Source organism: Sporosarcina ureae, assembly GCF_029267015.1.
GTDB classification, from domain to species: Bacteria; Bacillota; Bacilli; order Bacillales_A; family Planococcaceae; genus Sporosarcina; species Sporosarcina ureae_D.
Map to the genome: position 1 here is coordinate 1 of NZ_JARIEA010000001.1, position 17,121 is coordinate 17,121.

Here is a 17,121-nt window from a genome sequence, read left to right on the forward strand (position 1 = left end):
TTGAACTGTTAAACGGATCATGCCCACTCCTGAATAGTGGAAGCCTACGGTCATCAAAATAAGGGAGACGCATGATGGAACGTTTGAAGTCTTTTCGGAAGAGGTTGGATAGAACCAGTGAAGCCGAGAAGATGGCAGCGGGTTCATAGTAGTGTAGATCGCTAGCCGTTTGGACTTGTATGGGTAACCTACGAGAAGGAGAAAACTAGCAGGAGCGAAGGAACCCAGTCTGTGGTAGTCTTACAACTTATTTCCCTAAAATAAGTGCAATAGAAACAGTAGCCGGTTCAGGTGAATGCTTGGATCGGCTATTTTTCTACTAATTTGTAAGGATATTGCTGATGACACGCCGTATGCGGTAAAAGCCGCACGTATGGTGTAGGCCCTGATCGAAAGCTACATGGGAAATTGTGTGGTATAAGAAGGGAATAGCGGTGGATTACCTTTTGACGCGATGAAAACTTCGGTGGAATTAAATACTCCGTTGGTTGCAGGACAGACGAGTACTGTAACAGTTACTACCAGAGACAGTAATAGTGACCCTATTAGTCTAAATGGTTATATATTCACTTATGAAGTACAAATATCTGGTGGGAAAACGTATAAAGTAAATAACGTTGACTATACAATTGCTGATCACACAAATATCGGTGGAACTGGTGACCCAACTACTGCTCCAAAATTATCACCAACAGTGAACGGGATTACAACATTTGATATTGTAATGCCAACTACTCTTGACCTGACGGATAATATTCAAATTCAAGTTGAGATAGCAGACGCTACTACGGATATTGGATCGCAAATCAAATATAAATAATAATGATAACATGTTTACCATAAAATTCAGACTGCTCCCTTAAGGATTTGGGTTGTCGCCTTCAAAAAGTCCATCCGACGAATTTTCTCGTGAAATTCGTTGGGTGGATATTTTATTTCCCAATAAATTTGTTGACTTTCTTTAAAATCTCAGAATACAATTAACCAGGATAGAGAACTCATAAAAAAAGGCATGCCAAAAAAGCCATTTTAAAGGCTTGAAAAAATATTTACTTATAAACTTAGCCCACTTTCTTGTAGGTATGATAAAGCCCATTTAATACAGGAGTATCTTCCAATGTTGTATTTTCCGCTGCAGTAGGAATATATGTTATTGAAGGAATAGGCGTATCACCATTAATTCCTTGATGTGTTCGGTCAGTGTTGTAATAATCGTTAATATATTCTAGAAGCAGATTATGTAGATGTCGTTCATTTAGCGGAATGACTAGATCCAATAATTCTCTTTTAATCGTCCCGATAACTCTTTCAGCATATGGATTTTGCCACGGCGATCTATGGGTGGTTCTTTTTGATATAATACTAGACGATTTTAAAAATGCTTGAAATGCTTTGGAGCGAAAAATTGGATCGTTGTCGTGGACCAGGTATTTTGGTACTTCCCCGTAAGGCGTGGCATTTCTGAATTGCTGAATTGTCCATTCGGCTGTAGGGTTTGTTGTCACGCCAAAGTGAATAATTTCACGGGTTTTATGATGAATAATGATTAATCCGTACAGGATATTAAAGGAAAGTGTAGGAATGGTGAAGAAATCAGTTGCCCATATTTCATGTTGATGGTTTTTCATGAACGTTTTCCACGATTGAATTTGTTTTTCAGAAGGTGGTTTGCGTGTGCTTGGAAGATACTTTGCAATCGTATTAGGAGCAGGTGGTTTATCAACGCCAAGAATTCGAAGCTTTTCATGAATCTTTTCAGGTGACAACAATGGGTTTTCTTTATGTACCCTTTTGATTAAGTCAATTGTTGCAGGAGTAATTTTAGGTCGTCCCATTTTCTTCGATTTTTGTTTCCAGTAGAACTTAAAGGCCGTTCTGTGCCATCTAATGACTGTATCTGGTTTCACAATATGCAAGACTTCTTTCCATTTGTCCATGTACTTTGATAAGAATACCCAAAGCTGTTTGAAGGCCCGAGTCGGTCTTGGTTTGGGAAGATTCTCTTTTTTATAATGTTGAATGTAAGCGGCTAACTGACTTCTTAGTGCAATGATTTCCATTTTGTCAGCATGCCTAGACTTCATGTAAGTTATTAAAAGTTGTCCGAGATGCTTGAACCATTCCTCGAAGTACGCATATGCTGAACGAATAAAAGTCATTATGATCTCCTCCTATTAGGTTGAATACATTTACCATCTATTGTATACAAATGAGTATTGATACTCTACTAGCCTGATAGACTGGATCTCGGATGACCATAGACGCTTACATAACTCGGGTGCTATTCCGACAATGGTGAATGACACTAAAGAATATAGCCCCTTGACCTTTTAATCGGTACCGGAGTTTTTCTGTGTTGGTATTTGTAGTTATCTAAACAGTAATTGAACCACATTGTTATTCTAATTTTCACTAAAATGATGCTATGCTAAAGTTAACTGAAAATGAGGTGAAACGGTTCGTGCGAGCTAAACATCGGATACCTGCCCTTCAGATTAGCTCTATTATTTTCGCCTAGTAGGGTGTGAGATTGTAAGGGATAGCTTATTGAAAGAAGAAATTTTACTAGGGAGCGATTGGATTGAAAAACTACTTTAGTTTTATAATTATATTTTTAATAGCATTTAGTTCAACAGCACTTGTGGCAATTGCAGACGAAGGTCTGATTAATTTACCGCCGATAGCTACGTTGAAAACTACTGCAACAATCAATTCGGCCGAGTTCAGTAAAGACGACAAATTTATTGTCACTGGTGATAGTGAAGGATTTATCTCTGTTTGGAATGCGGCGACAGGTACATTGGTGACAAATTGGAAGACATCCGATAAATCCCATGCAGTAATAAAAGTAATCTTTAGCCCAGACGGACAGAAAATGGTCTCAGCCACTGAAAACGAACTGAGCATTTGGGATGTTCATACTGGTTATCTTGAAGCTAAATTAGAAAATTCCGTACATAATATTTCTGATATTATATTAAATGATGACGGAACTATTTTATACGCCGCATATGATGACTCAACTGTCGTGCTCTGGAATGTAAATACAATGGAAAAAATAGAAGAGTTGATAATGACAAACAATATTTTTTCACTAGCTTATAACTTAGTAGATAACCATCTCGCAATTGGTTTGATTGATGGGAACGTGAGCATACGTGATGCTGAGACGGGAGATTATATAACATCAGTGCAAATACCAAAAAGTAAAACTTTCGATTACAAGCTAAGCAGGTTAAACTATTCTGCCAACAATAAGTTTTTATTTGGCGGGGGGTATTCCAAGTATGGCAGGCCTTACAATGAACCCGGAGAGGTTTTCGCTGCTGAAGTTCAGCAAGGCTATAAAATAGTTGAATTTGAGAAAAATGACTATCAGCGTGACACTACTGAGTTTATTGAATGGGAGAACTTTGGTTTTAGTCCTAATACCAAATATGTTGCAGCGTATAATCCTCGCTCGTATGGAACCACCTATCTAGGAGTATTTGATACGACTACAAAAAGAATCGTTAGTAAAGAAGTTCTTAGATCTTATGGTGGCTCAAGTATTACTTTCAGCCATAATAACAATCGGCTAGTCGCAGGTAATGTGATTTACGATACGTCTGTCTTGCCTGATCGGAAACTTTACAATATCAGTCTCAAACAAAAATCAAAATATATGTCACCCGGAGAAATACAGACAATTGAAGCAATAGGAGAATATAGTGATAACACCTTTAAGGTTATTGATCAATCCGCAATCAAGTGGTTTTCTTCTAATCCGTCAGTGGCTAAGTTTTCATATGGGAAACTAGAAGCGGTGGCACTTGGAGAAACGGTAATAACAGCAGAGCATGACGGGTTTAAAGTTTCTGTTAACATTCAAGTACAAGATTATAAAATAATTGAAAAAAAGAATAATGTACCTGTAGATAAAATATGGAATATTAGATTTAGTGCACCGGTCAATGTGCAAACTATCAAAGATGGAAGCATTTATGTAACGGATGAAAATGACGTGATCATCCCTATGCTGTACTATGTGCAAAGTGGAAACGAGACAAATGTTCAGGTCATTCCGTTAAAAGATTATGCAATGGGGAAGAGTTATACGCTTTGGATAAAGGATGTTGATTCTGCATCTGGTAATCCCATCAAAAAATATACAAAGATGGACTTCACAACGATTAAATAACATTCAGTATTCGAGTATCATAAAGGTAATAAACACTCTATAAAAAGCCGTGACATAGAGAAAGTATTAGTCGGAATAGTAATTTAAATGCAACTCAAATATTATGTACAGCAAGAAAATATAAATCAGTTTAAGCAATAATGGCAACAAGTTTTAAAGATACTTTTATTAGATTAATATCGAGTGGAAATAATAACCTTAAGAGCATTCAATCGAATGCTCTTTTTCTTATATTGCATTTGGGACATAATTTATTGCTTAATACATTCCCTTGTAAAAAAGATAAATAAATCATTCTGATTTCTCTCTAGTATAGTTCATTGGTTATGATACAATTACAGTGGATAATATCTTTAAAATGTAAAAATTGAACCTGTTATGTACTATACCTTAGGAGTGAATGGAATGAAGAAGTGGCTGGGTTTTCTGTTAGTAAGTATACTTTTGTTTAGTGTTTGGGGCGATACTTCAAGAGTGTATGCAAAAAAGAACAATAACACGAATGACTGGGAGAAATCTACACATGTTGAATTAGACAAAGAGTGGACAATAACATTTTCGCAAGAGCCAAATAAAGGACTATTGCTGAATGATTTTATTTATGTTGTAAATTCTGACGGTGCGAAAGTAAACAGTAAAGTGTTTTATGATGGGCTACTAAAAAAAATTCATGTGCAAGCTCCAACTGGTGGTTATGATCCCAATTCTGATTACGTTCTTATAATCGAAGAAGGCTTGCAATCAAAAGATAAGAAGAAAATGAATAAGACTATTAGAAAGCCTTTTACAACCAGTACAACATTTACTCCAAAACAACAGTTTATAGAGCGTAAAGATTCAACTAACAGAGTACTATTAGAAGAAGATTTAACTGTACTTAAAGAAAATACCGTATTGACTGAAGAATATGATTCACACATGATTCGTGTGGATTCTTCCAATTCATATACCGCAGGCGAGATTATTATACTTCCACCCACAGATCAATATCCCTTTGGATTTGCTGCGAAAGTGGTGTCGGTTCAATCGATTCCAGGAGGATTTGAACTGAAAATAGAAGAGCCTGAGCTTGAAGAAGTTATTACCGAGTTTGATATCTCAGAGAAAGTCGAAGTAGAAGCTAATGATGTAATAACTTCAGATAAGTTACTAGATAGACAATTCTCTGCTTCATTTGTTGAGCAATTCGGCTTGTTAAAACCAAAGATTGAAATAGTTGAGATTGAGAATGGTTTTTCCATTCAATTACAAGATGTGGGTTACGAGTTCGAAAAGGAAGAAAAACCAATGGATGGTGTCACCATAAGCGGAGAAGGTGGCATTAAAATAAGTGGTAAAATTGATTTTGATAACGCAATAACAACATTGGATATGGAAATGAAAAACTGGTTCTCAATTCCAAAAGTCAGTAACATAGGATTTGAAGCGGAACAAAAATTAGAATTAGCGGCAGAGATGTATGGTAAGGCAAATGTAGACATGAAGTTTCCTTTAGCAGATATTCCAGTTCCATATGCATCCATTAAAGGTCCTGAATTTGCTAAAGCAGGTGTGTTTATTAGATTGTTTTTACTGATGGAGTATGATGCAGGTGGCGAAGCGCATTTCAGGGTTAGTCAAGAATATCATACAGGAACAGGGCTTAATCTCACAGATAAAGGACAGTATGAGCCGTACAGTAAATTTGAAATAATGGATCCGGTATTTAAAGTAGAAGAACTTAAAGGACATTTAGGTATGAGTAAAGGTTTACAAGTAGATGTAGCTGGAGTCATTCTACAATGGGATTTAGCATCACTGCAAAACGTAGGAACGTTTAATATCGGTGTAGAAGCAGGTAAACTATTCGATACAGCAGACCTTGAACAGTATTGCTATGACTTCGGAGCATCATTAAACTATGATATGAGTGCAAAACTATTAAAAAAGGATTATGAAATAATTGATAAGAATTTTCCGTTAGCTAGATTCTCAAACTGTGAGCTTAGCGATTTGAATTTCTCAGAAAAAAAGATGGAAATGGAAGTTGGTAGTCAGAAGAAAATAGCTATCGAGGGTAATTTACTAGATGGAAGCAAACTCGATTTCCTTTTACCACATGATTTTATTAGTTTTTCATCTACCAATCCAGGTATTGAAGTCGATTCTCGTGGATATGTAAAAGTGACCGACAGGATAAAATCAGGGGCGAATTCACAAATCATCATGAAATATAAAACGACTCATACAGAAATAGAGAAATCACTTCCATTAGTAATCATAGGAATAGATGGAGAAGTGGATAATGGCGACTTGATAGATAGAATAGGTATGGGAGAAAGTATTACTCGTAAAATCAGTCCGGATAAAGAAAGTATATTTAAATTTGTTCCTTCGAAAGAGGATTTACAGACTCATACGCATGCTATGATCGGCTTTGAGAGTGATATTGCCGTACAGGCTTCACTGTATACAAGCCCTGAAAATTTAGAGAAAGATAAGCCGTATCAAGTTTCTTCAGATTATATTAAAGTGCCTTTGGCATTTGAAGGGCCTTATTATATTAAGGTAACTTCTAAATCTGAAGGAGAATTTCAAGCGGATCCAACTTATGAAACTGAAGCACCACAAGATCATCCAAATGGAGGGGCTTGTGCTGTTGAAACTACTACTACAGATAGAAATGTCATAAGAAGTTTACAGTATATCCGTGATGAGTTTTTAGTGAAAACTGAGCAGGGAGAAAATATCGTACATCTATACAATAAATTATCTCCAACATTAGTATGGAGCATTATGAAAAATTCGACTCTTAGAAGTAATTTATTAAATGACTTGAAGAGTATAGATAAATTAATCATAGAGTTGTATAAAGTCGCTGAAGGAAAAGAAACATCATATGTTATTACTGAACAAGAAGCCGTTGCTGTAGAAAATATTTTAGAAACAGTAAAGGATTACCTTCCCAAACAACAAGTTGAGAAATTAGAAGAAATGCAAAGAGAAATGGATATTCAAGGTATGGCTAATAAGAGACTGAATACTTTTCTTGAAGGATCCAAGTTAATGGGTGTTGTAAATGAATTTGATTTATCACATGAAATAATTATAAAGTTAAAGGACGGGGATGTTTCGAAAAATCCTTTAGAGCAAGTTCAATCGATTGTATCTACTACTACTTATTCAGCGCAAAATGCAGCGCTTCAAGTAGAGTCGCTTTATGCGGATGCTAGCGGAAAGTTAGCGAATACATTTGTAGTTAAAGTGGAAAATGCTAATCAATTAAACCAACTGATAGGAGAGCTGGAAAATACACGTGCTATTGAATACGTTCAGCTTAATCAATCCTATACGATTCAGACTACAGATATTAACTACTCCTATCAATGGCCGCTTGCGAATAGTAATGCAGTAGTGGGTGGAGATCTACAATATGAATCGCTTATAAATGGAACTAAGAATTATGCTATGAAGGATGTAATCGTAGGAGTAGTCGATACAGGTGTGAATTACGAATTAGCTGATTTCAAAAATATTGTTTTAGTAGACAAAGGATATGATTTTGTAAATAATGATATAGATGCTATGGATGATAATGATCATGGCACGCACGTAGCAGGTATAATTGGAGCAAGGTCTAACAACGGCTATTCAATGGCTGGATTAAATCAACATGCCAAAATTATTCCTATTAAAGTACTTGATCAGGATGGAAGAGGTACATCTATAAATATTGCTCGTGGAATTGTTCATGCAGTGGATAATGGCGCACAAGTGATTAATCTAAGTCTTGGAACCAGTTCGAAAGAAAAAACAATTGAGAATGCTATTACTTATGCTGTACAACATCAAGTTACAGTAGTTGCAGCTGCAGGTAATGATGGTAATGGAAGTTTATCTTATCCTGCTTCTTCTGAAAATACAATTTCTGTTGGTGCAACAACAAGTGATGGTGTCTTAGCGGGTTTTTCAAACTATGGAATAGGGATAGATTTAGTAGCGCCAGGTGAAGGAATACCAAGCCTTGTAACAAGCGGTGAGGTAATGTACGCATCAGGTACTTCAATGGCAACGCCTTATGCTGCTGCTCAAATTGCTTTGTTATACTCATCCTCTCAGAATATGGACTCTGATTGGGCACTCGCTTTGATTTCAGATTATCATGTAGATTTGGGTGAGGCTGGTTATGATTTGAAATACGGATGGGGTTTATTGGATACTTTAAAAGCTATTCAATCTTTAAAATAACATGTAGGTAATTCTATTCAATAATAAATAGTAAAAAAGCAGTCTCCGATTTAAATCGGAGATTGCTTTTTACTTATTTAGATTTAATAACAAAAGTTGCGTTCTTAACTTGCTCTACATCATCAGCTTCTACAACTGAATTTTGATAAAGATCACGTTCTTTATCGTATTCCATTACATATTCTACACCGTTAACTGTCATGACTAAAGCATCTTCAGGTTTTGCATCAGGAACTTCAGCTGCTTCGATTCTAATAATATACGTTTGTAAAATAGGATCCAAGACAGATAAACCGTTTACTGACCCAACCGTTTTAGCTGCCTTTTTCTTATCAACATCTACGCTAGTATCTGAGACTTTTTCTTCGTCTTTCACAACAGTCACTGTAATAGGCTTCTTAGGATGTTGCTTTTTAAGCTTTTCTACAGTAGTCGTAGTTAGTTCTTTCACTTCTTTTTCTGTAACGTCTTTCTTAACGTTCATTTCAGCGAACACTGTTCCGTTTTGCTCAAATACTTCAACAGCTTCTACGCTTTCATTCTTTTGAAACTCAGCTTGCTCCTCTTTAATAGCTACTCTATCTTTCACGTCAATTGCACTTCCGTGTCTTGAGTAATTATATCGGTCGCCTTCTTTTGCTTCTGTCTCTTTATCGACCTCTGTTGTAGCATCTTCTTCTTTATCGACTTCTACATCAGACTCTTCAACTGGTGCTTGCTCAGTCGTGTTTTCTTTGCCAGGACTCACTGTACCAGCTTCTTTTTCTTCATCTGATTCTGTGTCTCCACCGAAACAGCCTGATAATAATAAAGCTAAACTAGAAGCTGCGATTGCAAATTTAATCTTCAAACTAATCATCCTTTCTGTTTATTAGTATAACAAAAAATAACGGAATATTCGAGTGATAGCTGGTTAAGAGACTCTATATCTAAGCGACGAACTTCATTTCATAAAATACTTACTATATTTAAATTAAATACAGTATTACCAAATAAACGGAATGCTTTCAGGAATAATCCATTTATAGATAGGATGATTATTAACAGGATGCAACGTATAGTTAGTGCCTTTGTCTAATTTACTCACTTCACTAGGAGAGATGTCGAATCCGAATCCGTATATCCAATCTCCACTCTGCGTAGGTCCCGTCTGCGATAAATAATTACGGGTAACTTTTACAGGCTTATGACCGCTCGCTCTGAGTTCAAATTGAAAAGTGGATGTGCTTTTAAAAGATTGTGACTGCTCTTGTCCTGCTTCCTGTATCCAATCAGCAGTATTGACGAGGAATTTATACGTTCCGTTTTCATCAAAACCTAAACCTTTTGATATTGATTCGGGAACAGATGGTTGATTATGCTGGAAAATATGAGTAGCAGTTGCAGTAGTAGTTTCTTTAAAGGGTTGAAGTTTTCCGTCAAAGTAATTAAAGTAAATCAACCAGTCTTTTAATATTTCTTCTTCTGTTTTATTAAAGAATTTTATAGCGGTAGAATCTTTATCTGCTTGTGTGATGGTTGGTATGTTTTTGAATGTTTTACCAACGTATTCTGCATAATCATAAATGTGCTGATAGCCGTATGTCTCCGATAAATACCAAAATAGCGCCAAATGAATCCCATAATTGTTACTACCAGACTTATGAATATCATCGAAAGAATTCAATTCCACGTCATACAATAGATTCTTTTTGTTACCACCTTGTTGTTTTGCGTAGCTCAAAATCGACTCTCTATTTGGTCGAACAAAATCCTTTGTAAGCCCATTATAGTTATTGCGAGGATAGTCATAGAAGAAATAACCGCCGTATTCAGCTCCACCTTCTATTAACCAGGAATTATAATTTTGTCCCCAATAATTTACGTATGGTCGATTATAGTTTTCTATAAACATAAAACTATGAAAATCGAAGAAATGAACGAATTCATGTACGTATGAGCTTCTGAAATCGTAAGGCATAGTACTTCCATTCATTAGCATTTCTGAAGATACGGCGGGGCCATACTTAGAATGCTGGCCCCAATCAATTAATGCTTGGACATTTTTATCCAATACAGTATTTGACTCATTTGTGTAGAAGAATATATCCAATAATCCGTCAGCCGAAAGAAGGGGGTTCGTTTTACGTTCAGCAATGATCGAATTTACAATATCAGCAGTTTCTTCATAGGCAAAGCCTTTACCGTATCTATTCTCGTAATCATCCGTTACATAAATATTGATAGGGTTTCCTGCAGTAGGTCTGGCGATATAATGATTAATGTTTTTTACAACCTGATTGTTCGCTGTTCTACTCTTAACATCGACCTTACCTTGATAGCTTAACTGTTTAGTAGGATCGGGCTTGATAGTTCTAAAGTTCATTTTGTATTTCTTATTACTGATGAAAACGCGAACTTCGTAGTCTTCATCAGCAGTTAGCGATTCAACTGGAGTGATGAAAGCTTGTCGCCCTTTTGTTTTAATAGTTACAGGTAAGAATGCACCTTGATGAATAATCACCATACCGTCAATATCACCTAATGTGACTTCATTATTGAAAGTAACCGTGAAAGTTTTGTCAACTGGGACATCAACTATTTCGGGAAGGAGTAGCCAGTCTGAATTGGCCGCTTCAGTTTGGTGAATGGGGAACTGTGTAATGATGAAGATGAAACACATAGTAATCAATAAGTACTTTCGGAATAACATAATACACCTCATTTTCATTTATTGAACTATTATACTATGGCGAATGACATCTAATACATAGTCATTTATAACTGTAATATAAAATTAATGTCTCGAGAAAACATAACTGAGCTAGTACTTTTTTTGAAGTATGACAGCGCAACTTTAAATCTACAAAAATGTAATATTGTGTTATTATTAGATTATAAAAAACTAGAGAAGAGTGATCTATTGGGAATGAAAAATAGACTTATAGGCGGGGGTTTATTCGTAGTTTTTGGAGTAATAGGATTTAGTTCCCTGGTCGTTAATGCAGAGACTCAAAATGATAAAGTAGTAACAGAGTTATTAGTCGAGTATGAGGAAGGATATCGTTCATTTTCTAATGATCAAATAGTGTCAGGTGTTAAAGAAAGGGAGAATATAACAGCGCAAGTTGAGTTATGGACTATTAGTGAGGAAGCTGACATGGATAGCATTCAGCGGAAGTTGATGGAAGATAAAAGTGTTTCACGTGTTGAGCCAAACTATGCTTATAAATTATATACCAATACTGTAATGAGTGATCCCTATTTAGACGAACAATGGTGGATTCCGCATATTCAGCCATACTCTATTTGGTCAAATGTGAATCAACAGCAGAAAGATGTAGTTATAGCAGTAATTGATTCTGGCATAGATACTAATCACGAAGACCTGCGAGGGCGTATTCAATCAGGTGGCTATAATTTCAATGACAATAATACAAATGTGACAGACTTGGAAGGGCACGGCACACAAGTCGCAGGGGTGATTGCTGCTACTGCAGGAAATAGCATAGGCATTACTGGTGTAACAGGTCCTTATAATATGAAAATCCTTCCGATAAAAGTATTTGATAGTACGGGATATACTACGACGGCTAAGCTAATTCAGGCAGTGGATCATGCAGTCCGTAATAATGTTGATGTTATTAACTTAAGCTTAGGAGGACCTAATAATTCTAGTATTTTTAATGACTCAGTACAACGTGCGATTACAGCAGGAATTTCAGTTGTAGCGTCTTCAGGAAACGAAGCTATGAAGGGCAACCCTATCTCTTATCCTGCATCCTATCCAAATGTAATCTCAGTAGGTGCTATCGATAATTATGATGAGCGTACTAATTTTTCTAATTATAATGATTATGTAAGTATAGTTGCACCAGGACTGTATATACTTACTACGAGTAATTATAATAGCTATAAAAAAGTAAGTGGCACATCGTTTTCTTCGCCAATGGTAGCAGGAGCAGCTGCTATAATAAAATCCCAACGGCCGAAATCGACGCCTTCACAAATTAAGCAATTGTTAGAAGAAACCGCCACTGACTTAGGCCCTATCGGTAGAGATAAATACTATGGAACAGGCGCATTGAATTTAGAAAATTTAAACACATCATTAGTTGACTCAAAGCCTGCTATTCCTGTACGTAGTATTACACTAAATACTGATGTGCTCACTATTGATTTAGATAAAAAGATAAATGCCGCAATCGTTTCATCACCAGACTTAAGGGATTTGGAACAGAACCATATACAAGCTGATATTAATTATGAAAGAGAGCGTAACGATACCTTTACCACAGCTAATCCTTTAACGCTTGGAACAGGCATGTTTGGATCGATTACGGATAATTACTATGATATAGATTATTATTCGTTTAACGTAAATTCTTCAGGAAGATTTTCGCTACTTGCTGGATGGCTTGATTCCGAGTATGTAGATCATCGGGATAATCAATATCTACGAGTTGGAATTTATAATAGCCAAAAAGTTCTAATAGGTGTAGCGCAATTGGATAGATTAACAGATGGTACGGAAGCGATGTATTATTCTGGTCAGTTAGAGAAGGGTAATTACTATCTTGCAGCGTTTCAAGATTCACCTTATAAGTATTTATTTTTAGATGAACAATACATTATCTCTACGCTATTCACGCCGAATCAAGTAATTGAGCCAGAGCCAATACCAGTATTTTCTTTTAATGAAGCATTTATGAGCATAGGTCAGTATCAATCTTTTGTGAAAAACCTTGAAGCAACAGCTAAATTGACTTCAACAGACTCGCAAGTTGCTACAGTAAGTTCAGATGGTGTAGTGCGTGCAATTAGTCGCGGTGCCACTACAATTCGTTATAACAGCGCTACTACGTCAAAGGAAGCTAAGGTGAAAGTATCAGGTACAAATAGTACAGCTTCCGTAGCGTTATTTGAAAATATTCTACCAATCAATGCGACCAATCAGTCGGTAACGTGGTCTTCGTCAAATTCAGCAGTTGCAGAAGTGGATGAGTATGGAATTGTTACAGGTAAAAAGGCAGGAACAACAGTCGTTTCTATAATTACAACAGATGGAAACTTGGTTGCTAAAACAACTGTTAGCGTAATTGGTGGCGTAGTACAGCCAGAATTTAAAAGTGATTTCCCAGAGAAGACGGTAAACTCTGCTAAAGTATTTACTATTACTTTTAATCAAAACTTACAAGTAGATAAAGATTATAGCAAAGATATACTAATCTCCCGTGATCCAAACGGTATTAATCGTCTAACGAACTTTATTGCAAGAGTTGATCCATCTGCCCCTAAAAAATTGTTAGTCATGCCCACTACTAATTGGAACGAAGGGAAGCATTATTTGACAATCAAGAAAACTTTACAGAATGAAAATCTTATTCCACTAAATAAAGACGTGCGTATGAAGTTTGATGTAATACAAAGACGTAGTGCGTCAAAAGAATCAAGAAATTACATGCGTATTTTAGAAGAAGTACGGTAAATAAAAATTAAGCTATCTAAAACTTAGAGTGTTGTGGAGTATTGACTGTGAAATACTCACCTTGAGCGACTACCTATTATACAATTCATGTCTAAGAATTAAATTCCACATGTAACAAAAAAAGTTGTAGATAGAAGGGTTCTTCTACCTACAACTTTGTATCAGTATCATTTAATTAGTAATCGTAAATGGAGCTTTCAATCCTTTTTTCAGCTTTTTCCCATCAATAGACTTTACAGTATCTTCAATAATAATCCAATACTCTTCACCAGTTTTAAAATTACCGTTATTTTCTAATATGATTTGACCTTGGATGCCACTATTTTTAGTTTCTGCATGAATAAAGTCTACTTTATTGTACTCTTTGTCGACAATATATACACTTACATCATCCACTGAATTTTCATCCACATTCATATTTAATTTTATTGTCCAACTATGATTTGTTGAATTATGTGTTAGTGACTTACCCCATACTGAATACTCTTTATAAGGATCTGGTACAGACGTTGATCCTCCGACGAGTACTTCGCTAGTAGCTGTATGCTTTCCATCCTCTGTTGTGGCTATAATTGTAGTTATTCCTGCTGATTGGGCTGTTACATATCCATACGCATCCACTACCGCTACTTTTTCATTACTACTTGACCAAGATAATTTTTTGTTCGTTGCGTTCAATGGGGATACAGTCACTGGTAATTTGGCTACTTCACCACTTTTTAATTCCAATTTTGTGTGATCTAAGCTTACTCCAGTTACGTTTGTTACTTTCTCAACATTCTCAACTCTACCAATCCCATATTTATTATTTTTAGTAATCACAACATACTTAGATGGAGTGGTTACTATATAGTTTCCAACACCATTTCTTTTGAAATAGGCGTTTACTGGTAAACTCTCGGTCCCTTTTACTTTATTTCCCTTCATGTCAATGATATAAGCTGAATTTCCTTGGCGAACTGCAGCTAATCCATTTTTAAATATTGAAGTATCATCGAATTGTGCTTGAATTACTTCTTTGCCATGTATATCAATAAATCCATACTTTCCATTCTTCGAAAATGAAGCAACTCCTTCTGTAAATACTTTTAATACGTCGTAATCAAAAGGAATTATAGTTCTACCCTCTTTGTTTATAGCTCCCCACTTTCCTTCAGAATTCATGATGCTAGCTAATGAATTATCATTAAATACCTGATAAGATGCAAGGATGTCATACACATAATAATCATAAAATCTCGGGCCGGACCAAAGAGTTCCATCTTTCTTCAAAAAGGATAGATACCGGCCGTTTTTATCTTTCGAATCCTCAAAGACGACAGGTGCCATTCCTTGATTAAACGGACGTGCGCTGATAAATCCGATTTCTTCGTATAAAGACACATAGCTATCTTGGTCTATAGCCGAATAATGATTATATTTAGATAGAGTGCCTTCTGTCGGCAAAAACGCAGAGTCATCGAATGATTGGCCATATTGATCAAATACAAATGTTCCATTAGGAGAATCTGCAGGGACTAGGATGTATCCATTGTAAAAAGTAGTATCGTCCATCTCTTCTAACCATCCGCCATTGTCTTTAAAATAGAAATCCCCATTATAGAAGTTTCGATCCCAAGATTTTAACTGCACAGATCGGTTGTCTGGAGTAATGATATAGTAATAACGATTTACAAAACCGTCTTCATTTACATGTTTCTCAACTAAAGCCTTTCCTTCTGAAAAACTATAAGCACGGTCATATTGGAAACCTATTTCAACTTCTCCTAGCTCATTAATATACCCCCATTTATCACCACGTTTTACTGCAGCTAACTCTTCCGAAAAAGTTTTTGCATCATCATATTGCGGTGATATGACTTCAGTATAAGAAAATTCATTCATGTCAATATCTTCAACGGCATAGACATTGGCGGGAATTGTGGTACTGATTAAAAATAATGAACACATAACAGTAAACAATACTCTAAAATTTTTCTTCAACTTATAACGTCTCCTCTTTTTTTGTGTATATTTCTAACCTTTATAGTATACCAGTATCTTCAATATTAATAGGTATAAAAGAGTGCTTTGTATTTAAGTCATATATATGCATTACATAAACCCTTGTACGTCAAGTAATCATGAAAAAGATGATAGAATAAACCTCTTCTCCAGCTATACAATAAAAAAATCCCACAATACAACAAATGGTATAGGAAAAAATATTTCACTAAGGTATGATTAATTCGAATCATATTATTGGGATAGAAAATACAATTGAGAAGAAAGGAAATCAATCGTCTAAAAGGAGGAATTGGTTTATAGTATTCAAATACTTTTTAAGTTCCGTCAAAGCAGAAACAGAGGAGGACATATTGAAGTGGTCTGTTAAATACGGATGGGGCTTGGTTGCAATTGGTTTGATATCTTTCATTTTGCTAGGTATTTTTGAGGGGTTACCGAGCAGTATTCGGCCGGATCTGTTGATCAACACCGTCACGTTTACATGGTTAGCTTCATTTGTATTGTTTATCATTCGTTATACTACTGCGAAACCTATACTCGGAGCTGCTGCGGCCGGTATTACAACAGTCGCTTTTGCTGCAATATTGGATAGTCTCTTCGGACGGCGCGATGGTGCGTTTGCAGTAGGGGCGTTAATAGGATCGTTATTAGTAATTGGTATATTGCTTTTGAAAAACATATTGGTCAGCTGGTACTATTTGCTATCTGAAACAATCCGATACATAAAGTATATGCGCTCCCAGGTAAAACTCGACCCTACGGTGTTATGAAGTACTGTCTGTGAAAAAATTATCTACCTGCGCATCGAACGATTCAACTTGTATAGCCGATGATAAATTTATCGAAAGAAGCGTGAACAACTATGACAGAGCGCGAAACAATAATTCTAGAAATATCTAATTCGGGAATAACAAGAAAAATACAAAGGATAATCTTAATTGCGATGAGCCTAATTCCCAACTTATCAACACAGCTGCGCTTCAAAGCCATGCTTGTAAAAATGGATGCTGAAGATCTTGCAAGCGATAGGATTTCGGGAGGCATATTCAAAGTGAAGACTGCACTTCGGTTTATTCCGCTTGGTGGTTTAGCGATGGCGGCAGTTGATACAGGAGCGGATCTTCTCGGTAATTCTGTAGCATTTCTAGCAGAAGATCTAGATGTCATGACTGATGAAGAGCTGAAACTGCTATACAGTCAGATTAAAAAGAGTGTGTAGAATAAAACTAGCCTGGCATTA

10 protein-coding genes are annotated in these 17,121 nt (G+C 36.0%); 6 read left to right on the forward strand and 4 right to left on the reverse strand.

The window, feature by feature from the left end:
* Window positions 1-466 precede the first annotated feature (466 nt).
* The gene (locus Q7P97_RS00005; protein ID WP_303964721.1) at window positions 467-820 is read left to right on the forward strand and encodes a hypothetical protein; all 354 of its coding nucleotides are present in this window, start codon (window positions 467-469) and stop codon (window positions 818-820) included.
* 241 nt (window positions 821-1,061) lie between these two features.
* On the opposite strand, the gene Q7P97_RS00010 is transcribed toward Q7P97_RS00005, so the two are convergent.
* Entirely contained in the window at window positions 1,062-2,159 is a 1,098-nt protein-coding gene (locus Q7P97_RS00010) for an integrase core domain-containing protein (RefSeq protein ID WP_303964723.1), read from the reverse strand.
* A 422-nt stretch (window positions 2,160-2,581) separates the two neighbouring features.
* Between Q7P97_RS00010 and Q7P97_RS00015 the strand changes: the two genes are divergently transcribed.
* Together Q7P97_RS00015 and Q7P97_RS00020 are read left to right on the forward strand one after the other, a co-directional pair.
* Complete coding sequence (locus Q7P97_RS00015; RefSeq protein WP_303964725.1) at window positions 2,582-4,180, forward strand: WD40 repeat domain-containing protein; 1,599 nt, start codon at window positions 2,582-2,584, stop codon at window positions 4,178-4,180.
* Window positions 4,181-4,585: 405 nt separating this feature from the next.
* Entirely contained in the window at window positions 4,586-8,407 is a 3,822-nt protein-coding gene (locus tag Q7P97_RS00020; protein ID WP_303964727.1) for a S8 family peptidase, read from the forward strand.
* A gap of 73 nt (window positions 8,408-8,480) precedes the next feature.
* Here the strand turns inward: Q7P97_RS00020 and Q7P97_RS00025 are convergent, their stop codons facing one another.
* A complete protein-coding gene (locus Q7P97_RS00025; protein WP_303964729.1) occupies window positions 8,481-9,257 on the reverse strand; it encodes a hypothetical protein in 777 nt (258 codons plus the stop codon).
* Window positions 9,258-9,392: 135 nt separating this feature from the next.
* A complete protein-coding gene (locus Q7P97_RS00030) occupies window positions 9,393-11,099 on the reverse strand; it encodes an Ig-like domain-containing domain (RefSeq protein WP_303964731.1) in 1,707 nt (568 codons plus the stop codon).
* A gap of 216 nt (window positions 11,100-11,315) precedes the next feature.
* Between Q7P97_RS00030 and Q7P97_RS00035 the strand changes: the two genes are divergently transcribed.
* Window positions 11,316-13,874: a S8 family serine peptidase gene (locus tag Q7P97_RS00035; RefSeq protein WP_303964908.1), complete on the forward strand. Its 2,559-nt coding sequence runs from the start codon at window positions 11,316-11,318 to the stop codon at window positions 13,872-13,874.
* A 171-nt stretch (window positions 13,875-14,045) separates the two neighbouring features.
* On the opposite strand, the gene Q7P97_RS00040 is transcribed toward Q7P97_RS00035, so the two are convergent.
* The gene (locus Q7P97_RS00040; RefSeq protein ID WP_303964733.1) at window positions 14,046-15,857 is read right to left on the reverse strand and encodes a WG repeat-containing protein; all 1,812 of its coding nucleotides are present in this window, start codon (window positions 15,855-15,857) and stop codon (window positions 14,046-14,048) included.
* A 374-nt stretch (window positions 15,858-16,231) separates the two neighbouring features.
* Between Q7P97_RS00040 and Q7P97_RS00045 the strand changes: the two genes are divergently transcribed.
* Window positions 16,232-16,651, forward strand: a complete 420-nt coding sequence (locus tag Q7P97_RS00045; protein ID WP_303964735.1) for a hypothetical protein — start codon at window positions 16,232-16,234, stop codon at window positions 16,649-16,651.
* 281 nt (window positions 16,652-16,932) lie between these two features.
* The gene (locus Q7P97_RS00050; RefSeq protein ID WP_303964737.1) at window positions 16,933-17,100 is read left to right on the forward strand and encodes a hypothetical protein; all 168 of its coding nucleotides are present in this window, start codon (window positions 16,933-16,935) and stop codon (window positions 17,098-17,100) included.
* The last annotated feature ends 21 nt before the right edge of the window (window positions 17,101-17,121 follow it).

What these genes read in the sequence shown, in the direction of transcription:
- Q7P97_RS00010 (WP_303964723.1), bottom strand. Translation starts at nt 2,159, where the DNA reads ATGACTTTTATTCGTTCAGCATATGCGTACTTCGAGGAATGGTTCAAG.
- Q7P97_RS00020 (WP_303964727.1), top strand. Translation starts at nt 4,586, where the DNA reads ATGAAGAAGTGGCTGGGTTTTCTGTTAGTAAGTATACTTTTGTTTAGT.
- Q7P97_RS00030 (WP_303964731.1), bottom strand. Translation starts at nt 11,099, where the DNA reads ATGTTATTCCGAAAGTACTTATTGATTACTATGTGTTTCATCTTCATC.
- Q7P97_RS00035 (WP_303964908.1), top strand. Translation starts at nt 11,316, where the DNA reads ATGAAAAATAGACTTATAGGCGGGGGTTTATTCGTAGTTTTTGGAGTA.